Below are 20,435 nucleotides of genomic sequence, written 5' to 3' on the forward strand. Positions count from 1 at the left end.
TTTTTCTTCATCTGAACCTTATTAACAGAATTCTTAGTGTCTTTAGCACTTTAAGAATACGTTATCCTTTAGGGAGAGCTTATCCAAGTGCATAGAAGCTTCCTTTGAATAAAAAGGGAGTATTAGGTGACTGCATTGCCGCGTTTGGATAAAATAAACAAGACTGGAGGCATTTAATGGAGATATTTATAATACTACTAGGGATTGCGGCAGATAGACTTACCAAAGTGTGGATCATACAAAATTTATCCGAAAATTCTCATATGGATGTAGTGAGCAATTTAGTATCATTCCTTTATATAAAGAATAAAGGGGCTGCCTTTGGAATTTTACAAAATAAATTATATTTGCTTGCTGCAATAACAATAGTTGTAATCATAGGCATGATATATTATATTTTTAAATTCAAGCCTCAATCAAAAATAATTAAAATAAGTCTGTCACTTATAATAAGTGGAGCTTTGGGTAATTTGATAGATAGAATACTATATAAATATGTAGTTGATTTTATAGCATTTCATATTGGAGATATTTACTATTTCCCTATATTTAATATAGCTGATATCCTAGTGGTAACAGGTACTATAGTATTGGCATTTTATTTGTTAAAGGAAGAAAAATATGAAAATTAGAAATTTTTTAGTAAATGATGATGAAGAAAATTTAAGATTGGATTTATTTATTTGCAAACATATTCAGGATAAATCCAGATCCTATATTCAAAATTTAATAGAAGATAATTTGGTGGAAGTAAATCATAGGATGAAAAAATCCAATTATAAAACTAAAACAGGAGACAACATTAAGGTTTCTTTGCCAGATGCTGTGGAACTTAATATAAAAGGGGAGGATATAAAACTTGATATACTATATGAAGATAGTGATGTAATTGTGGTAAATAAGCCTCAGGGAATGATAGTGCATCCAGCTTCAGGAGTATATACAGGTACTTTAGTAAATGCACTTTTAAATCACTGCAGAGAGGATTTGTCAGGTATAAATGGAATTGCAAGACCAGGTATAGTACATAGGATAGACAAGGATACTTCTGGAATACTTGTTATTGCCAAGAATGATATGTCTCACAATAAATTATCAGAACAGTTAAAGGATCATTCTATGACCAGAGAGTACATAGCCTTAGTTGAAGGAATTATAAAAGAAGAAAAAGGAAGCTTGGATAAACCTATTGGAAGACATAAAAAAGATAAAATAAAAATGGCAGTGGTAGAAGGTGGTAAAAGAGCTGTCACCCATTATGAGGTAATTAAAAGATTTAAAGAGTACACTCTGGTTAAATGTATACTTGAAACAGGAAGAACCCATCAAATAAGAGTACATATGTGCTATTTAGGACATCCTGTTGTGGGGGATCCGGTGTATGGGTATAAAAAACAGAAGTTTAATTTAAAAGGCCAGCTGCTTCACGCCCAAAAGTTAGGGTTTATACACCCAGGTACAGGTACATACATGGAGTTTCAGGTGGAAGTGCCGGAGTATTTTAAGAGAATAATAGATATTTTATCTAATGAAAGATGAAGTGTGTAAATATTTAAATCCACACACTTCATCTTTTAATTTTTAGTTTGAATTTTTTAATTCAGCAGCACTTTGCTGTGGTAGTATTAAATTTAATATTATTCCTATAATAGTTGAAAGTGCAACCCCAGATATTTGTACTGGAGAACCTCCCAAGGTAAAATCTAAAGAAGCTCCTCCTATGCCTATTACTATTATTACAGAAGCAAGTATAAGATTTCTATTTTTACTAAAATCTATTTTATCTTCTACAAATATTCTAAAACCAGAAGATGCTATTATACCAAAGAGCAGTATACTTACCCCGCCTATTACAGGCATGGGCATATTCTCAATAAGAGTGGCTACAGGTCCTATGAAGGATAAAACTACAGCTATTACTGCAGCACCCCCTATAACCCATACGCTGTATACTTTAGTTATAGCCATAACACCTATGTTTTCTCCATAAGTTGTGTTTGGAGGTCCTCCTGTAAAACCTGCAAACATTGTGGCTACACCGTCTCCCAATATAGATCTGTGAAGACCTGGATCCTTTGTAAAGTCTCTGCCAACTACATTGTTGGTCACATAGACATGTCCTATATGTTCTGCCAGAGTAACGAAGGCAATGGGAGCCATAAGCAGCATGGCATTTATATTAAACTTGGGAAACATAAAAGCAGGTACTTTAAAGAAACTACTGGATAGTATAGAATTTATAGCTTGTTTAGGTATAATACCTAAAGTCAGTGAGAGTATATAACCTACTATCATAGCTACAAGTATAGGTATTACAGCAAGAAAACCCCTAAAATACATACTTCCAATTACTCCTACAGCTAGTGTAACTACTGAAACTGTTATCCAGGCCCACCTTGGAACATTTTGCATTTGATCGTTTACAAAAGAAGGATTAAGCCCAGCCCAATTTATAGCTGTACCTGCAAGACCTAAGCCTATAACTATAACTATGGAACCCACAACCACAGGGGGAAGAGCTCTATTTAGCCAATTTACCCCACAAAGTTTTATTATAATTGCTACAATCACGTAAACCAATCCAGAAGCTATTACACCAGAAAGCATGGCTTCCGGTCCATAGTTTTTTGAAGCTATAAGTATTGGAGTTATAAAGGCAAAGGAAGAACCTATATATGCAGGAAGTTTGGCCTTGGTACAGAGTATATACAAAAGAGTTCCTACACCACTACAGAATAAAGCAATGGATGGACTCATGCCAGTAAGTATTGGTACAAGTATAGTAGCACCTACCATGGCGAACAAATGTTGAAAACTCAGCGGCAGGGTAATCTTTAAAGGTAGTTTTTCTTCTACGTCTACATAATTTTTCATTTACAAACACTCTCCATTATTTTAAAAACTTTAGACTTCATATATTTTTACGGAATTACATTTATCTATTTCTGAAATTTCTACAGATACTATTTCGTCTCGAGATGTAGGAATATTTTTACCCACATAATCGGCTCTTATAGGAAGTTCTCTATGACCTCTATCTATTAATACAGCCAGCTGTATTAATTTTGGCCTTCCAGAATGTATGATTGCATCTATTGCAGCTCTTGCGGTTCTACCAGTATAAATTACATCATCTACTAATATTATTTTTTTATCTTCTACATCTATTGGATGTGATTTTTTTATGGCAGGTTGATCAGATAATCTGCTTAAATCGTCTCTGTAAAGACTTATATCTACACTTTCCACCCTTAACTTAAGTTTTTCAATTTTATAAATGTTTTCTGATATTCTTTTTGCAAGAGGATATCCTCTCCTTTTTATACCCACAAGTACTATATCTTCTGCACCCTTGTTTTTTTCTATTATTTCATGGGATATTCTGGTTAGAGTTCTATTCATGGCTTTTTCATCAAGTATAAGTGCTTTTAATTTCAATGGTTTCACCTCCTTATATTGTATTAATTAAATAAAAAAGCCCTTCTCCAAACGAGAGGGCATAGAAGTATCTATTTTAATTGCCTTAGTGACCTCACGGGATCATTTTAAAGGATATTAAATTTCTAATTAATTATAAGATAGTTTATAGGTGATTGCAAGTTTTTCATGAATTTTTGAATTTAGTCTATTTGCTCAATAGAAGGTTTCTCAGGGGTTATGTATATAGTTTTATTGGAGTAGTATATTACCATTCCAGGTTTAGCTCCATTTGGCTTATGCATATTTCTAACCTCCGTATAATCTACAGCTACTTTTGAAGAATTTCGGGCTTTGCTGTAATAGGCAGCAAGACTAGCAGCTTCTTCCAGAGTTTTGTCTGGAACTTTACCAAAATTTTTTACTATTACATGGGAACCTGCAGTATTTTTTGTATGAAACCATAAGTCTCTTTTGTCTGCAAATTTTAAAGTAAGGTAGTCATTTTGCAGGTTGTTTTTACCTACGTATATTTCTATACCGTCACTTGATATAAATTTTGCAGGTTTGGAAGCTTTAATTTTTTTCTTATTTGTTGATTTTTTAAATTTAATATATCCTGTTTCCATAAGTTCTCTTTTTATTTCTTCAATATGCTCATAGCTGTCAGAATTTTTTATATTTATAAATACAGAATTTAAGTATTCAATTTCTTCTTTAGCTATTTTTAATTGTTCTTCAGCTGCTTTTTCTGTTTTCTTTAGTTTATTATATTTTTTGAAATAGCTTTGAATATTTTCAGAAGGTGTCTTGTTTATATCTAATTTTATGGTTATATATTCTAATATATTACTATAATAATTTTGAACTTTTACTTTGGAATCTCCTTTATGTATATTGTAAATATTTGAAGTAAGTAGCTCTCCTTGTATTCTATATGTATCCTTATTTTTACAATCCTTTAAATTCTCCATTAAAATTTTAACTTTTTTATTACATCGTTCTAAGTTTATATTTATTAGTTTCTGCATATCAGAACTTTTGCTGTTCAATCTGTCTGCTTTATCCTTTTCATAGTAAAAATCATCTATAAGTTTGGAAGGAGTAGAATAATGTACTTCCATGCAATCTTTTAAATAAGTCAATTTGCTGCAGTAGAAGTCTTTCATTTTTCCATCTTTAGTGTAATAGGCAAAATAAAACTCGTTATTTTTAAACTCAGAAAAAATTTTGCTGCAGAAACCATGTAAGACAGTTATAGTTGATTCTTTAAAAATATCCAGTTCAGATAACTTTAATTCAGATAGCATGTAATATAGTTCTTTTGAAAAAGAAGTACTTACACCTGTAAATATTTTAGAAAAAGATTTAGTATCTAAGAATTTCATTTTTTGCAGTACATGTTTGAATTCTTCTCTCTTATAACAAAAAGGATTTAATTTATTGGAAATAGGCGGAAAAATATATTTAATTCCAGGAAATAAGGATCTGATAGAATTAATTTCTGGTGTTATATGTTTTATACTATCCATAATTATAGTGTCTTTTTTACGAATTAAAGTTATATTGCTGTGTTTTCCCATTATTTCTATGACTAGGGTATATATGTTGTCAAAACCTAATTCATTTAAGCTTTGAAAGTCTAAAAATATTACCCTATCTGTATCCAATTGGGATATATTAATTAATTTTGATGAATTCAAATATTTTCTTAAAATCATACAGAACATAGGAGGCTGCAGGGGATTTTTTTTATTTTTATCCGTAATATGTATTTTAGGATATATTGAACTAGAACTTATTAATAATTTATAGGGTGTTTTTTCATTTCTAATAGTCAATATTATTTCATCTTTTTCTGGTTGATTTACTTTTTCAACCTTTCCTCCCAATAACTTTGATTTTAATTCTTGCAAAATGCTGTGTATAAAAATACCATCTAAGGCCATAAGGTTCATCCTCCCGTATAGTTGTATATTTAATAGATTATATCATTTTAAATTTTTAAAATAAAGTTACAAAATTATTGTTGATAAAAGGGTAATACAGTAGTAAACTTAATTTGAAATATTTAGTGTATTTTTATAGGAGGGCGAAACATAAAAATGAAATTTACTAAAATGCATGGAACAGGAAATGACTTTATAGTTATTGATGATAGAGAAAATAGATTTTTAGGAAAAGAAGAAGAACTTGCCTTAAGACTTTGTAATAGACATTTTGGTATAGGAGCAGATGGAGTATTAATAGTGAGAAATAGTGATATTGCATCTATTAAAATGGTAATAATAAATTCAGATGGATCCTACGCATCCATGTGCGGAAATGGAATAAGATGTTTTGCAAAATATATATGGGAAGAGAATCTAGTAAAGGATAAGATTTTAAAAATTGAAACAGGAGATGGAATAAAGGAGGCCGTTGTAACCATAAAAAATGGAAAAGCAGAAGAAATTACCATTGATATGGGAATGCCCTCTTTTGCTCCGAGAAAAGTACCCGTTGAGTTTAAAGAAGAAGTTATAGAAAAAGAAGTAAAAATTAAAAATAAAAATTATATTATAACTACTTTATTTATGGGAGTTCCTCATACAGTTATATTTGGTAAGCTTGAAGATTACGATGTGGCCGAGGGGGAGTACATTGAAAAATATCCTGTGTTTACCCAGGGAACTAATGTTAACTTTTGTGAAATTGTAAATGAAAAAGAAGTAAAAGTGAAAACCTGGGAGAGAGGTGCAGGACCTACTTTGGCCTGTGGCACGGGAAGTTGTGCCTGTGTTGTGGCTGCCAATAAAATTGGCCTTACAGGAAAAGAAGTTAAAGTTTCAGTGCCAGGAGGAATACTGTTAGTAGAAATAAAAGATGATAATAGCGTGTTTATGACAGGTCCTGCAGCAATTTCTTTTAAAGGGGAATATGATATTTAATGCAATATTTTAAAAAAGTTATACTTTTTATGGTGCTATTTATTGTGAATGTTACTTTGACTGGATGTGTTAATAAAAGAGAAGATGAAACTGAAAAAGTAAAAATACCTAATTATTCTAGTACTATTGTAACTGAAAGTAATGAAAATGAAAAAAAGGTATATAATGTTGATAATTATAACTTGTATGAAAATGGAACAACTGATGATGCAGCGCAAGTATTATATGACAAAGAAAAATCTCTCTATATATATTTAGTTGATAAGGATGCTGTGGGGCAATCGGCTGGTAATGAAATAATAGTAATAGATAAGGGAGTTAAAACTAAAATTAAAGATTTTTTTTCTGCTGTGGATATAAAATTAAATTCTTCTGGAGATAAAATCGCCTATAGGACCTTTAAAAATGATTCACCAGCTAGTGCACAGGGAATGAAGATATATGATTTAAAAGGTAAAAAATATGTAAAACTTAACTCTAATGTATTAGTTTCAGGTAATCTATATAGATGGCTTGATGATCATAGAATAATATATTATGGTAGTATGGAAAATAAAAAAAATTCTGATAAGATATATATATATGATTTAAATACCTCTAAGGAACAAGTTTATTTAGAAGATACTAAAGGGTATTGTATCTATTTTACTTCTTTGGGAAATAATTTATTATTTCTTTCAAGAATGGGAGAGAGTTTATATTTATATTATTATGAAGATAAAAATAAGAAATTCAAACTTTTAAGTGATGACTTTGGAGAAATATATAAATCTCTGTCAGAAGAAGAAAATAAAACCATATTTTTCTTTGCAAATGTGGGAGAAAAGGGTACAGCAGTATATAAATTTACGGCTGATAACTATGAATTAAAAAGGATTACATATGATTTTCCTGAAAATATCAAAATTTCTTCAGAAATGTCTAGAGATGAAAATGGTAATGTGTATTTTGTAGGGTTTGAAAGTGAGGAAAGCAGCGGAGAGATATTTATGTATGATATACATGAAAAATCCATAAATATTATATCGGATCATGAAGGAAATTATAATATTTATGGAGATAGAAGTAAAATAAGATTTAATTAATAATAAAAAGTACTGTGAAAATTTATTTACTGTACTTTTTATTATTTTAATTTTAAAATAAATGTTTAAAAAATTATATGATGGATATAATTTCAGGTATATAAATTAATAGAAAGTGAGAGGTATAATGTTTTCTGTGGAATTAAAATATATAGATATTGAAGATGTTGTTTTAGACACAGAAATAGTTAAAAAGATACCAGAAGAAATAGCTAGGGATAATTGCTTGATAGCTTTAAAAAAGGTTAATGAAAAATTTATGATAGTCATAGGTAAAAAATTAAATTTTCCATTAATAGAAGAGCTAAAATTTATATTGGGCAGTGAATTATTATTTTTCAAATCAAATCAAAAGAAAATATACCAGTTAATAAATACTTATTATTGCAGACAAAACTTAGATCTTGCCTTAAAAGACATAAAATTTCATAAAGACATTTCAGAATTGACAATGAACTTCACATCTTACGGAAATAAATTTCAAAATTCTCCAGTGGTAAAGGCCATTAATTATATAATAGATAAAGCAATAGACGAAAGAGCCAGCGACCTGCATATAGAGCCCTTTCAGAGCAGTGTAACTATAAGGATGAGGATAGATGGAATAATAGGGGAGTATATTAAAATTCCTCTAAATGTATATCCACTTTTATGCACCAGAATAAAAATAATGGCAGATATGAATATAGCAGAAAAAAGAATGCCTCAAGATGGCAAAATAAAATATGTTAAACAAAAACTAAACTATGATTTGAGAGTTTCTACACTTCCCACTATATATGGGGAAAAAATAGTTATAAGAATTTTATACAAAGATGAAGGTATAAAACACTTAAATACTCTGGGCTTTTTAAAACAAGATGAAAAAAAAATAAGAAATATGATTTCTAAAGGTCATGGACTCATTTTAGCAGTAGGTCCCACTGGTTCTGGTAAATCTACAACTCTGTATTCTATTTTAAATACTATGGATAAATATGAAAAGAATATAGTAAGCATAGAGGATCCTGTGGAATATACTGTGGAAAATATAAATCAGGTAAATGTAAATAGTAAAATAGGGCTGGATTTTGCCAAAGGGCTTAGAAGCATATTAAGACAGGATCCAGATGTAATAATGCTTGGAGAGATAAGGGATGAAGAAACAGCACATATAGCCATAAGAGCAGCAGTAACAGGTCATCTAGTTATAAGTACACTTCATACAAATGATGCCTTGGAATCCATAGTAAGGCTTAAGGATATGGGTATAGCGGAGTATTTCATTGAAGACGCATTAATAGGAATAATATCTCAGAGATTAGTTAGAAAAATATGTCCCTATTGTAAGACTAAATATGTGCCTTCATCTAGAGAAGTTAAAGAATTAAATTTGCTTTCTACAGATGTACTGTATAGGGGAGAAGGATGCATAAAATGCAATTATACGGGATATAAGGGAAGGACAGTGGCCTATGAAATAGTCCATAGTGGCCACATTGAAAAAGGATGTTTAAAAAATAATATTGCTAATATTAGAGAAAAGGTTAAACAATCAAATATGGTTTCACTTAAGCAGAATTGTATAGAGCTTATTAAATCAGGGGTTACTACTTATGAAGAGTTTCTAAGGATAAGTTTTTAGTGAAATGAGGTGGTAAAATATAATAAAATATTGGGCACTTAATAAAAGTGGAGAAAAAATTAGGGGTTATTGTGAGGAATTTGAATTTGAAAAGCTTACATATGATTTAAAAGAAAAGAATTATTTTATATATAAGCAAGCCTTTGTAAAAAAATATAGAGAATTCTTATTAAAAAGAACTAATGTATTAGACATAAGCATTTTATGCAGTCAATTAAGTCTTATGCTAAATACGGGTATACCTTTATTTAAGGCATTTGAAATTTTAGAGACTCAATACAATAAAAGTAGGCTTAAAGTGGCTTTAAAAACTGTAAAAGAAGATGTTATAAAGGGCAATAGCATACATGAAAGTATGAAGAAAGTTAAAAACATATTTCCACAATTTATGATTGAGACTGTTAAAATTGGGGAAGAAGCAGGGAGACTGGAGGAAATATTAAAAAGATTATCCTCTTATTATGAAAAACAATATAATATAATGGCTGCTGTAAAGAATGCCCTTACATATCCTTTGTTAATTTTAATAACAAGCATCATTGTAATGATATATTTGATGACTAAAATAATCCCCCAATTTGTAGATATCATCCTGTCTGCAGGAGGAGAAGTGCCTATTTTAACTAAGGCAGTAATATATAGTTGTGAATTTTTAAGACACCACTATATGAAAATATGTATAGTGTCCATACTAGCGGCAATTTTATTATATAAATTTAGTAAAAATGATAAGGTGGAAAAAGTTTCAGAAAGTATTAAAATGAAAATTCCTTATTTAAGAAAAATATACATAAACTTAATCATTTTTAAAATATGTTCTTCCATGTCCATACTTATGAAGTCAGGAATAAATATAGTTAAAGCTTTAAGAATTACAGGAGGATTGTTAGAAAGTAAAGTTATGACTGAAAGGGTAGAACAGTGTGTAAGATGTATGGAGCAGGGAGAAGGTATATATAGTGCTTTAAATAGATTGCAGATAAATGACAGTATATTTTTATCACTTATTAAAACAGGTGAGGCTGCAGGTGAAATGGAAGAAATATTTTCAAGTCTTGAAGAATTGTTTGAAAACGATATAAATAGGTGTTTTAAAAGATTGACTAAGGTTATAGAACCTGTCGTAATAATATTTTTATCATTATTTGTAGGGATATTTGTCATAGCAGCTCTTATGCCAATTTTCAGCATAATGGATACTACTTTATAATATGCATTTCTTGTCTGAACGCCAGAATTAGCTAATACTCTTCTATAGCAGACTGTATTTGAACCCAAGAATCACTTGATTAAAAAGGAAAGGAGGTGGAACATGAGAAGAACAAAAGTATTTAAGAACTGGAAAAGAGAAGGATTCACACTTATAGAACTTATGCTTGTAGTGGCAATAATCTTAATTCTTTTAGGGTTTTTGATTCCCAAATTTTCATCGTATCAAAACAAGGTAAAGACTACTAAGGCAATAAATACAGCTAAACAGATTCATACAGCAGCTATGGCCAGTTATGGAGATAACGAGGGAAATTTCAATGAAGAAGATGTAAAAAGTTATGTATCGGAACTTACTTCTGCAGAAAATCTACAGATTCAAGAGAATTCGAGCAATACTCAATTTATAACAGTAAATTATAAAAGTCATGAAAATACATATACATTAGAGATAGATGCAAAAGGTAATTCCTGTATAGTGAAGCAGGGAGAAAAACAAATATACCCTAAATAGATTAAATTTATTCCAAGGAGATAATTTATAATGCTTGAGATTAAGTTAAAAGGATTTACCCTTATAGAATTGATTCTAGTAATAGGTTTATTTTCCATACTTTTAAGCTTTACTCTAATTAATATGGGAGCTTTCAGCAGTATGAAAAATAGAATAGATGTTGATTTAACGGGCAATAGAATCATAAATTTTATAAATAATTCTAAGATTTATTGCAGGGATAAAGGTAAACAAGGGGGATACATATATTTTAATGTAAAAGATGGGAATATAACTTTCAGTAGTGGCTTGGAAGAAATATTTAAAATGGAATTACCAGAGGGCTTTACTTTAAATCAAGTAAGTAATGACAATAGAATAAAAATAGATAATAGGGGTATCACTGCAGATGCCTGCAGTATAAAATTTAAAGATAGAAAAGGAGAGATGCATTGTCTTACCATGTGCGTTGGAACAGCTTATGTGGAATTCAAATATTAAAGTGCAGTATAAACAGTATTTTAAAAAAGATAGAATATTGATTAAAAAAGGATTTACTTTAATTGAAGTGTTATGCAGTATAACAATTTTTTCAATATTGTTCATGACAGCTGTCTCTATACAGTTAAATTCATTCAAAGTAAAAAAATATAATAAAGATTTATATAACTCCATTTTAATTATGGAGTATATTAAAAATAATATTATTTACAATTGCAGTTATGATGAAATTATGTATTTAAATAGTATGAATAAAAGATATATAAGCTGTAATGATTTAAATTTCCACAGTATTAAGGATAATAATCTAATTAATTTAGTCTCAGATGCAGTACCTGATGAGGAGCCTTATGTTGTTTTAAGTATATCAGGAGCAGAAGTTTTAAAGGTGAATTTACAATTTTATGAGAATATATATGGTAGTATAAAAGTTCGGGAGTGTGAATTCTATAAGGGAAACTATAAAAAATAAGATAAAGATTAAAAAGGGCTTTACAATTATAGAAATGGTTATGGTTCTATCATTAATAGGCATAATAATTAATCTTCCAATAACTGCCCTATCAAAGTACATGAAGTTACATAGAGAAGAAATAAATTATAGCAGAGAGAATTTTTATGTAAATGAAGCATTCATTATAATTGAAAGTGAAATAAAAAATGCAAAGTATGTAGATATAAAAGATAATATGATAATTCTAAGAAGATATGACAATAAAGGGTATGATTATATAAAGAAAAATAAAGGCACTGCAATTGTAATTTCTTATGGGGCCGTTAATTCATCTAGTGTAAATAACATATTGAAGAATATAGAGAATTTTCAGCTTGAAAGACAGGAGAAAGTATTCTATGTATCTATAAAGATGAAGAGAGGTGAGCCTTATAGGAGATGCTTTGCCATAGAAAGAGAGAAGTTAAGAGAGGATTCATATTAGTATATGTGCTATTTATAGGGTGTATTTGCATTCTTATTTCACTTGGATGCTATAGTATGGAAATGAATATCAGATCTAATGCAGTAGACACACATAAACAAACTTTTAAAATTAATATAACAGAGAAATATAAGGAATATCTTCTCACTGAATTAAATCAGTATATATGTGAAACTATATTATGTGAGACGACTAATGTGAAAGAGTATATGAGTTCTTTAGGTAATTTTAAAATATATTTTGAGGAATCCTGCATTTATTATGATGGAAATACAGATTGTTTTATTATTGAATATGTGATTGATGGGGATTTTTACAAACAGGAAACTTTTGAATATGAAATAAAAGGTAAGGATGTGGTATTTAGTTGTATAGATTATTCCTTTAAGAAAGGAGATTGAAATATGTGGCAAAAATCATTTTTAGAGGTAGGAGGAAAAAACATAATTTATAGAGAAATATATAAAAAAATTTTTTTCATAAATTTATTTAATAGAAGTAAAAAAAGAATTATTTTTTCAAATAAACTTCAAGATATTAAAGTCAATTTAAAAAACAAAAGATTATGTATATTGGTCCATGGAGAGGAGATATATATAACATACATGGATTTACCTAAAATGAAAAGAGAAAGTCTTAATAGAGTTGTAAGAAATGAATTAAAGAGTAGATTTAAAAATATGGATAATATAATGTTTTCCTATGAAATAGTTAAGCATAGTAAACACAGCTTAGGGTTAATTGTTTTTTGTATGAATTGGAGCAATATGAACATAGCAAAAGTATGTGATGATAAAGGAGGTAACATTAGAGGAATAATGCCTATTCAATTTTATATTTGGTCAACTTATAAAGATAAATTGGGAAAGGGAAATTATATATTTACTTTAATTAAAGAGGATACCTTGTATCTTATGGCTTGTGAAGATGATAAGGTTGTATTTAATAATGTATTTAAAAATATAATTATTAAAGAAGAATTTTTAGGGATTTTGGAAGAATTTAAATTTAAATTAAATATTCTAATCCCCAAAATTAAGTTTTCTACCATAGTATTTGTGGATTTCTTATATAAAGACATAATAAAAGCTTTATATAAAAATTATACTTGCAAGGATTTGGGAAGTTTTAGTATTAAATAATATATAAACCCTATTAATATACACTAAAATTTAAATATGTTTGAATTCAAGAGGGGCAATTTTAATTATGAAAAACCTATATTTTTTACCATACTGGTATATACAAAATAGAGAAAATAAAAAAAATAAAAATCTGAAAGTTTTTATTTTAATAATTTTAATTTTTAATATTATAATATTCAATATATATTCAATAAATAGAGATAAACTCAGCAGCATAGAAAATAAATTGAAAGAGCATACTTCTATAGGGAAGTCACAATACAGCGGAGATAATACTATTAAAAGTTTCATGGATTTTTGTGATTATATATCTAAAGAAAAAAGTTTTAAAAGTATAAATATTGAAAACAGAAACATAGAAATAGATATAATGGGAAGAGAACAAGAGTGTTTTTCTTTAATTAAAGACATGGAAAATTCTAATAAATTCGTGGTAAAAAACTTTAGTTGTTTAGGAAATGATAAGGAAGAAAGTACAAATTGGAAAATAAGCTTGTTTTTAAAGTGATTCTATTTGAATTAAGGTGGAATATTAACTATGAATAAGGTAAATAATTTATATAGAGTTATTATAATATTTTTAATTTGTATAGGTGGTACACTTTTGGTAAAAAATTATAAAGTTGTTTCTCTTATAAAATATCAAGATAATAAACTTCAATTGTTAGAGAAAAAAGAAGTTAAAAAGAACTATAAAATAAGCTGTGCAGAAATTTTAAGTGAATTAAATAATATAGAAAATCTTAATATACTAAACTTTACAAATTCCAATAGTGAAAGCCTGTCGCTTCAGGCTGAAATAATAGGAGATAAAAATAAAGTAAAGAATATTTTAACGCAAATTAAAAATAGTGATAATTTCTATAATATATCAAGTATTAGAATTCAACAGGAGGAGTTAGATAATATGAAAGTAGTAGCAGATATAAAATTTAGGAGAAATGAGTAATATTTTCTGAATTTACAGATAATATACAATGTATAATGTAGTGTTAAATAAAAATATTTATTAGTTTTTATTTAAATATGTTTAAATAATATGTTTGCAAATAATCATTAGTTTTGATAAAATAACATTGTTTAAGGTAATACTGTAGGGTTGTTTAGTACAGTTTTTAATACAACTTACGGCATTTTTCAGCATAAAGGTTCGCTGTATTTGCTGTTATTTGGTGAGTAGTGGTTTTTAAATTTTAAGGGAGTAATAAAAGTCCCATAGGTAAAGGTTTAATATGTACAAAAGTGTTATTCCCTATTAGAGAAAAGGGGGTAATTTAAGTGTTCAAAAAAAGAATTGAGAAATTAAGAAAGGCCATGAGGAAAAAGGACATTGATGGGGTCTTGTTGGTAGGAGATGCCAATAGAAATTATTTAAGTGGATTCACAGGAAATGAGAGTTTTTCTGTTATAACTTGTGATAAAGCTTTTTTTATAACTGATTCAAGATTTACAGAACAGGCCATGCAGCAAGTTAAAGATTATGAAGTGGTAGAATACGGCAGAGGTGTTTCTCTTATAGATTTTCTAAATGACTTGTTAAATAAAATAGATGTTAAAAGAATTGGATTTGAAGAAAACATACTTTCCTACAGTCAATATACTCTTTATACTAATAAATTACAATGTGAATTTGTTCCTATGGATGGAATTATAGAAAAATTAAGGACAGTAAAAGATGAATTTGAAATAAAATCAATACAAAAGGCAGCTGAGATTGCAGATAAGGCTTTTGAACATATAATAAAATTTATAAAATGCGGTATGACAGAGAGGGAAATAGGTTTAGAGTTAGAATTTTATATGAAAAAATTAGGAGCTAAAGAGTTGTCTTTTCCGTCTATAGTTGCATCTGGAATAAGATCCAGTCTCCCACATGGGGAAGCAACAGATAAAATTATAAATAAAGGCGAGTTTTTGACATTAGACTTTGGATGCATATTTGACGAGTACTGTTCTGATATGACAAGAACAGTTGTAATAGGCGAGCCAACACAAAAAATGTTAAAAATATACAATATTGTGCTGGAAGCTCAACAATTGGCTCTAAAGGAATATAAGCCTGGAATATCTGCTGCAGATGTAGACAGTACAGCTAGGGACTATATAGAAGGGGAAGGTTATGGAAAGTATTTTGGCCATGGCCTAGGACATGGAGTAGGAAGACAAATTCATGAAGCACCTACCATATCATTTAAGAATAAGAATAAGTTAGAAGTGGGTATGGTAGTTACGGATGAACCAGGAATATATATACCACATTTTGGAGGAGTCAGAATAGAAGATTTACTAGTAGTTACAGAAAAAGGAGGAAAGGTCCTATCAAAATCCTCAAAAGAGCTAATATGTATAGGGTAATTATATAATATAATATTATATTATTATAATAGATCACAAAACCAGATAAAAATTGAAAAAGGTCGAATAAGAATGAGAAAGGGGTTAAAGCCGTTGTATCAACATTTTATATGTTGATTATGTAGGGTGATGTACATCCGAATTTATGTCCTTGGAGTGTAAGACCAGACCGAAATTAGCTAATTGCGAAATCGATACACTATGAAGAGGAAAGTAAGCTTAAAATTCATATGATCTAAGTTTACATGACGGCATGGATATAATGATATCAGCAGGAGATTTAAGAAAAGGAACTACTTTTGAACAAGATGGACAAGTGTATACAGTAGTAGACTTTCTTCATGTAAAACCAGGTAAAGGAGCAGCATTTGTAAGGACAAAACTTAGAAATGTTATAACGGGATCAGTTACTGATACTACTTTTAATCCCAGTGCCAAGTTGCAAGAAGCAGTTATAGAGAGAAAAGAAATGCAGTACTTGTATTCAGATGGAGAATTATATTATTTTATGGATCAGGAAACTTTTGAGCAAATTCCACTAGAATATGCAAAGGTACAGGAAGCAATAAAATTTTTAAAAGAGAACATGTTTGCTATAATAAAGTTTTATAAAGGAGAGGCATTTTCTGTGGAAGCTCCAAACTTTGTTGAACTTCAGGTAACCCATACAGAACCAGGAGTTAAGGGAAATACTGCTACAAATGTGTTAAAGCCAGCTACTCTTGAAACAGGAGCAGTTGTGTCAGTACCTATATTTGTAAATCAAGGAGAAACTATAAGAGTTGATACAAGAAGTGGAGAATATATGGAAAGAGTTTAGGAAATACTAATGGCAAAATAAATTTAAGGATGTGGTATCATGCATTCTATTATATCTAAAGTATCTTATCTTAAAGGTTTAGTAGACGGATTAAAAATTGATAAAAATACTAATGACGGAAAAGTTATTATAGAAATTGTAGATGTGCTTAAAAGTATAGCAGAGGAAATAGAGAACATATCTGAAGACCAGAAGGATATGAGGGCTTATATAGATTGTATGAATAAAGATCTGGCAGATCTTCAAGATAACTTATATGATGATGATTACGAGGCTTATAAAGATGAAGGAGAAAATTTTACAGAAATTCAGTGTCCCAATTGCAATGATACGGTATATGTGGATAAAGATATATTAGAAAGAAGAAAAGAGTTAACATGTCCAAATTGCCACAACAATATATATATTAAAGATGATGATGTAAAAGATGAAGTATAGATTGCATTCTTATCTTCCACTTTGAAGAATGGCAGCATTCGGATAAAAAATACCACCAAGGTTCATGGATCTTGGTGGTATTTTTTATTTTTTTATTTATATGGAATAATTCGTGGAAAGTAAAAATAAAAATTAATATAAAAGAAAGGAGATGAAAAATATGGATACTAAAGAAATTTTAAATATTATACCTGAAAACTTAAAAAGGGCCTTAGGAGATTTGATAAAATCCCCTGATTTGCAAGAAATAAGAATAAGGACAAATAAACCTTTAATAATGCAGCTGGGCAGAAAAGAAGTTGTAGTTCAATATATACCTAAATTAGAAGATTTAAAGGTGATAGTTCAAAGAATGAGTAATTATTCCATTTATGCCTTTGAAGAAGAAATTAAACAGGGATATATAACTATTAGAGGGGGACATAGAGTTGGCATATGTGGAAGGTGTATTATCGAAAAGAATGAGGTAAAAACCATAAAAGATATTGCATCCATAAATATAAGGATATGTAGAGAGATTATAGGATGTTCTGATTCTATTATGAAGTTTATTTTAAAAAAGGATAAAGTAATAAATACTATAATAATTTCTCCACCTAAGTGTGGAAAGACTACCCTTATAAGAGATATTGTAAGAAATATTTCTCAAGGAATAAAAAACGTAGGGCTTACAGGAAAAAAGGTCTGTGTAATAGATGAAAGAAGTGAGATAGGAGCTTGTTTTAATGGAATGCCTCAATTAAATGTGGGCATGAGAACAGATATATTAGATGGATGTCCTAAAAGTCAGGGTATAATTATGGCCATTAGAAGCATGTCTCCAGAGGTTATAGTTTGTGATGAGATTGGAACTTATAAGGATATGGATAGTATTTTAACTGCTCTGAATTCTGGAGTAAATTTAATTACTACTATTCATGGCTATGGAACAGAAGATTTGTACAGCAGACCTGTGTTTAAGGAAATAGTTGAGAATAAGGTATTTAAAAGAGCCGTGGTATTAAGCAGCAGAGAGGGCTCCGGCACAGTAGAATATATATATAATTTTTCAAATGACTCAGTAATATGGAGGTCATAAAAATGGTGAAATTTTTAGGATGTATGATGATATTAGCTGCATCTACAGGAATAGGTGTTATATATGGGGAAGGCTTTAAAAAGAGAGTAAAACAGCTAAAAGAAATACAAAGGTGTATGTATCAGCTTCAAAATGAAATAATATACACTCATACACCTCTGCCAGAAGCTATTTCAAATACTGCATGTAAAAGTGTAAGTCCTATTAAGGATATATTTAAAGATATTTCTCAAATGTTAGAAAAAAATTCTGTTGATAGTGTGTATGAGGCTTTCAGCCATACATTAAAGGCTAAGGAAAATACTTTGAATTTAAAAAAAGAAGATACAGCTGCCTTGTTAGATTTATCTAGAACTCTTGGGGAATCAGATATAGAGGGACAGAAGAAGATGTTTTTACTAACTCTGGAAAATATAAAAGAACAAATAGAAACTTCTCAAATTTTAATGAATAAGAATTTAAAAATGTGCAGGAGTTTGGGTTTTTCATTAGGAGCCGTAATAGTAATAATTTTAATTTAAGTAATTTGCGTATGCTTTTTATGGTTTCTGAATGGTTAATGGGAAGGAAAAGGGGAGATAATCAAATGATGGACATAAGTTTAATTTTTAAGATAGCAGGGGTAGGCATAATTGTTATCCTTATAAATAAAGTTTTAGAAGCCAGCGGCAAGGGGGATTATGCAGTGGTAACCAACTTGGCGGGAATTTTAATTGTACTTATGATGGTAATAGATTTGGTAAATAAATTATTCAATACAGTTAGAACTATGTTTCAACTTTAGGAGAGCGCCATGGAGATAATTAAAGTAGTAGCATTTGCATTTGTTGCATTATTTATAGTATTGCTGTTTAAAGATAAAAGAGATGATATAGCAGTTTATATAAGTATAGTTTCTGGGGTTATGATATTTTTGTTTATGATAACCAAGATAACGGCCATACTGCAATTTATACAGCAATTAGCGGCTAAGGCAAATATAAATTTTATTTATTTAACCACTGTATTTAAAATACTTGCTATTGCATATTTAGCTTCTTTTTGCAGTGAGATATGCAAAGATGCAGGACAGGGGAATTTAGGTGCAAAAGTTGAATTTGCAGGTAAAATTTTAATTTTAGTACTTGCAATTCCTATACTTATGGCTGTATTACAGTCAATTTTAAAGATTATGTAGGTGTTAATTATGAAAAATAGTATATTGATACTAACTATAGTTTTATTAATATGTTTTAATGTACAAGCTTTTGATACAAACACTGCAGAAACAAATACACAAAGTAAAATAAATGTGGAAAATATTCAACAAAATACTGTAAAAAATGAAGAAGATAAAAGTGATCAGGAACAGATAAATCAATTCTATGATTATATAACAAATATGAAGACAGATAATGAGTTATTAAATGACATAGATGTGAAAACCTACGTAAAAAATTTTTTAAAAAGTGGAGAGGGAGGCATATCATTTAAAAAAATTTTAAGTGCAGTAATGTCCTATGGAGTAAGAGAGTTAAAAGCGTCTTTAAAGTTATTAGTACTTTTAGTAATAATCTCAATTATATGCACTCTTCTTACCAATTTACAAAGAGCCTTTAGCAGTGAACAATTATCTAATATAGCATATTTTGCATGTTACTCACTTATAATAATAATAATGTCAAAGAGTTTTTATATAGGAGTGGATATAGCCAAATCAGCTATAAACCAAATGACAAGTTTTATGGTAGCCTTAATACCTGTGCTTATAACCTTGGTAGCTTCTGTGGGAGGTTTTGTAGAAGCCGCAGTTATGGATCCAATTATAATAGGAGCTATAACTATAAGTGCAAATTTATTTATGTATGTTATAATTCCTGTAATATCCATGTCTTTTGTACTTCAATTTGTAAATAACTTGTCTTCCGAGTATAAGATAGACAAACTGACCAAGCTTTTAAATCAAGGGGCATTATGGACCCAGGGGATTATAATGACTATATTTATAGGGATAATAACTATAAGGGGAATTACTTCAAAAACTATTGATCAGGTTACAGCAAAAACAGCCAAATTTGCAGTGGATAATTTTGTACCTATAGTAGGAAAGAGCCTGTCAGATGCTATAGCTACTGTAGCTGGATATTCCGTATTATTAAAAAATGCATTGAGCAGTTTAGGGCTTATAGTAATTGTAGCGATGATTTTATTTCCTATAATTAAATTAATAATTATGATAATTTTGTATAAATTAACAGCAGCCCTTATAGAGCCCATAAGTGATGGAAGATTGGTGAACTGCATAAATTCTGCAGGAGATTCTCTTATACTTATAATGTCTTGTCTAATATGTGTGTCTATAATGTTCTTTATAATGATATCAATTGTAGCTTCAGCAGGAAGAGTTATGATATGAAAGGGGT

Annotated in this window: 25 protein-coding genes; 22 read left to right on the forward strand and 3 right to left on the reverse strand. The window is 29.3% G+C overall.

What is annotated here, in order from left to right; translation table 11 throughout:
- The first annotated feature begins 176 nt into the window (after window positions 1–176).
- A complete protein-coding gene (lspA, locus tag CKL_RS05895; protein ID WP_012101579.1) occupies window positions 177–632 on the forward strand; it encodes a signal peptidase II in 456 nt (151 codons plus the stop codon).
- On the forward strand, window positions 622–1,539 hold the full coding sequence (locus CKL_RS05900) for an RluA family pseudouridine synthase (protein ID WP_012101580.1): 918 nt from the start codon (window positions 622–624) through the stop codon (window positions 1,537–1,539). The genes lspA and CKL_RS05900 overlap by 11 nt, the downstream gene beginning before the upstream one ends.
- Window positions 1,540–1,581: 42 nt before the next feature.
- Here CKL_RS05900 and uraA read toward each other — a convergent pair whose 3' ends face one another.
- The 3 genes from uraA to CKL_RS05915 all read right to left on the reverse strand — a co-directional run bounded on the left by uraA (window position 1,582) and on the right by CKL_RS05915 (window position 5,366).
- On the reverse strand, window positions 1,582–2,874 hold the full coding sequence (gene uraA / locus CKL_RS05905; protein WP_012101581.1) for a uracil permease: 1,293 nt from the start codon (window positions 2,872–2,874) through the stop codon (window positions 1,582–1,584).
- A 30-nt stretch (window positions 2,875–2,904) separates the two neighbouring features.
- Window positions 2,905–3,438 (reverse strand): bifunctional pyr operon transcriptional regulator/uracil phosphoribosyltransferase PyrR, encoded by a 534-nt coding sequence (gene pyrR, locus CKL_RS05910; protein WP_012101582.1) that lies wholly within the window; start codon window positions 3,436–3,438, stop codon window positions 2,905–2,907.
- Window positions 3,439–3,620: 182 nt separating this feature from the next.
- Window positions 3,621–5,366 (reverse strand): Rqc2 family fibronectin-binding protein, encoded by a 1,746-nt coding sequence (locus tag CKL_RS05915; protein ID WP_012101583.1) that lies wholly within the window; start codon window positions 5,364–5,366, stop codon window positions 3,621–3,623.
- Window positions 5,367–5,522: 156 nt separating this feature from the next.
- On the opposite strand from CKL_RS05915, the gene dapF reads away from it, so the two are divergent.
- From dapF to spoIIIAE, 20 genes are all read left to right on the forward strand, one after another.
- Window positions 5,523–6,347: a diaminopimelate epimerase gene (gene dapF, locus CKL_RS05920; RefSeq protein WP_012101584.1), complete on the forward strand. Its 825-nt coding sequence runs from the start codon at window positions 5,523–5,525 to the stop codon at window positions 6,345–6,347.
- Window positions 6,347–7,432, forward strand: a complete 1,086-nt coding sequence (locus tag CKL_RS05925) for a TolB-like translocation protein (RefSeq protein ID WP_012101585.1) — start codon at window positions 6,347–6,349, stop codon at window positions 7,430–7,432. Before dapF ends, CKL_RS05925 begins: the two co-directional genes overlap by 1 nt.
- A 115-nt stretch (window positions 7,433–7,547) precedes the next feature.
- Window positions 7,548–9,056, forward strand: a complete 1,509-nt coding sequence (locus CKL_RS05930; protein ID WP_012620356.1) for a GspE/PulE family protein — start codon at window positions 7,548–7,550, stop codon at window positions 9,054–9,056.
- A 199-nt stretch (window positions 9,057–9,255) separates the two neighbouring features.
- Window positions 9,256–10,266, forward strand: a complete 1,011-nt coding sequence (locus tag CKL_RS05935) for a type II secretion system F family protein (protein WP_278184196.1) — start codon at window positions 9,256–9,258, stop codon at window positions 10,264–10,266.
- 102 nt (window positions 10,267–10,368) lie between these two features.
- Window positions 10,369–10,779, forward strand: a complete 411-nt coding sequence (locus CKL_RS05940) for a type II secretion system protein (protein ID WP_012101588.1) — start codon at window positions 10,369–10,371, stop codon at window positions 10,777–10,779.
- Window positions 10,780–10,809: 30 nt separating this feature from the next.
- Entirely contained in the window at window positions 10,810–11,259 is a 450-nt protein-coding gene (locus CKL_RS05945; RefSeq protein ID WP_012101589.1) for a type II secretion system protein, read from the forward strand.
- Between the two features lies 1 nt (window position 11,260).
- Entirely contained in the window at window positions 11,261–11,731 is a 471-nt protein-coding gene (locus CKL_RS05950; RefSeq protein WP_242652537.1) for a type IV pilus modification PilV family protein, read from the forward strand.
- The gene (locus tag CKL_RS05955; protein WP_081427962.1) at window positions 11,700–12,197 is read left to right on the forward strand and encodes a ComGF family competence protein; all 498 of its coding nucleotides are present in this window, start codon (window positions 11,700–11,702) and stop codon (window positions 12,195–12,197) included. The genes CKL_RS05950 and CKL_RS05955 overlap by 32 nt, the downstream gene beginning before the upstream one ends.
- Window positions 12,198–12,253: 56 nt before the next feature.
- A complete protein-coding gene (locus CKL_RS05960; protein ID WP_012101592.1) occupies window positions 12,254–12,598 on the forward strand; it encodes a hypothetical protein in 345 nt (114 codons plus the stop codon).
- Between the two features lie 3 nt (window positions 12,599–12,601).
- Window positions 12,602–13,339, forward strand: coding sequence for a hypothetical protein (locus CKL_RS05965; RefSeq protein WP_012101593.1), 738 nt, complete (start codon window positions 12,602–12,604; stop codon window positions 13,337–13,339).
- Window positions 13,340–13,406: 67 nt separating this feature from the next.
- Window positions 13,407–13,850 (forward strand): hypothetical protein, encoded by a 444-nt coding sequence (locus CKL_RS05970; RefSeq protein WP_012101594.1) that lies wholly within the window; start codon window positions 13,407–13,409, stop codon window positions 13,848–13,850.
- Between the two features lie 30 nt (window positions 13,851–13,880).
- Window positions 13,881–14,291, forward strand: a complete 411-nt coding sequence (locus CKL_RS05975) for a hypothetical protein (RefSeq protein WP_012101595.1) — start codon at window positions 13,881–13,883, stop codon at window positions 14,289–14,291.
- Between the two features lie 329 nt (window positions 14,292–14,620).
- Window positions 14,621–15,697, forward strand: a complete 1,077-nt coding sequence (locus CKL_RS05980; protein WP_012101596.1) for a M24 family metallopeptidase — start codon at window positions 14,621–14,623, stop codon at window positions 15,695–15,697.
- A 262-nt stretch (window positions 15,698–15,959) separates the two neighbouring features.
- On the forward strand, window positions 15,960–16,517 hold the full coding sequence (gene efp / locus CKL_RS05985) for an elongation factor P (protein ID WP_012101597.1): 558 nt from the start codon (window positions 15,960–15,962) through the stop codon (window positions 16,515–16,517).
- A 39-nt stretch (window positions 16,518–16,556) separates the two neighbouring features.
- The gene (locus tag CKL_RS05990; protein ID WP_012101598.1) at window positions 16,557–16,955 is read left to right on the forward strand and encodes a CD1247 N-terminal domain-containing protein; all 399 of its coding nucleotides are present in this window, start codon (window positions 16,557–16,559) and stop codon (window positions 16,953–16,955) included.
- Window positions 16,956–17,115: 160 nt separating this feature from the next.
- On the forward strand, window positions 17,116–18,033 hold the full coding sequence (spoIIIAA, locus tag CKL_RS05995) for a stage III sporulation protein AA (protein ID WP_012101599.1): 918 nt from the start codon (window positions 17,116–17,118) through the stop codon (window positions 18,031–18,033).
- A 2-nt stretch (window positions 18,034–18,035) separates the two neighbouring features.
- Complete coding sequence (spoIIIAB, locus tag CKL_RS06000; protein WP_012101600.1) at window positions 18,036–18,554, forward strand: stage III sporulation protein SpoIIIAB; 519 nt, start codon at window positions 18,036–18,038, stop codon at window positions 18,552–18,554.
- Window positions 18,555–18,619: 65 nt separating this feature from the next.
- Window positions 18,620–18,817 carry a stage III sporulation protein AC gene (gene spoIIIAC, locus CKL_RS06005; protein WP_012101601.1) on the forward strand — a complete coding sequence of 66 codons (198 nt, stop codon included), beginning with the start codon at window positions 18,620–18,622 and terminating at the stop codon, window positions 18,815–18,817.
- 9 nt (window positions 18,818–18,826) lie between these two features.
- Window positions 18,827–19,210, forward strand: a complete 384-nt coding sequence (gene spoIIIAD / locus CKL_RS06010) for a stage III sporulation protein AD (RefSeq protein ID WP_012101602.1) — start codon at window positions 18,827–18,829, stop codon at window positions 19,208–19,210.
- Window positions 19,211–19,219: 9 nt separating this feature from the next.
- Window positions 19,220–20,428 (forward strand): stage III sporulation protein AE, encoded by a 1,209-nt coding sequence (gene spoIIIAE, locus CKL_RS06015; RefSeq protein ID WP_012101603.1) that lies wholly within the window; start codon window positions 19,220–19,222, stop codon window positions 20,426–20,428.
- Window positions 20,429–20,435: the final 7 nt, after the last annotated feature.

Origin of the sequence: Clostridium kluyveri DSM 555 (genome assembly GCF_000016505.1) — a bacterium.
Lineage (GTDB): Bacteria > Bacillota > Clostridia > Clostridiales > Clostridiaceae > Clostridium_B > Clostridium_B kluyveri.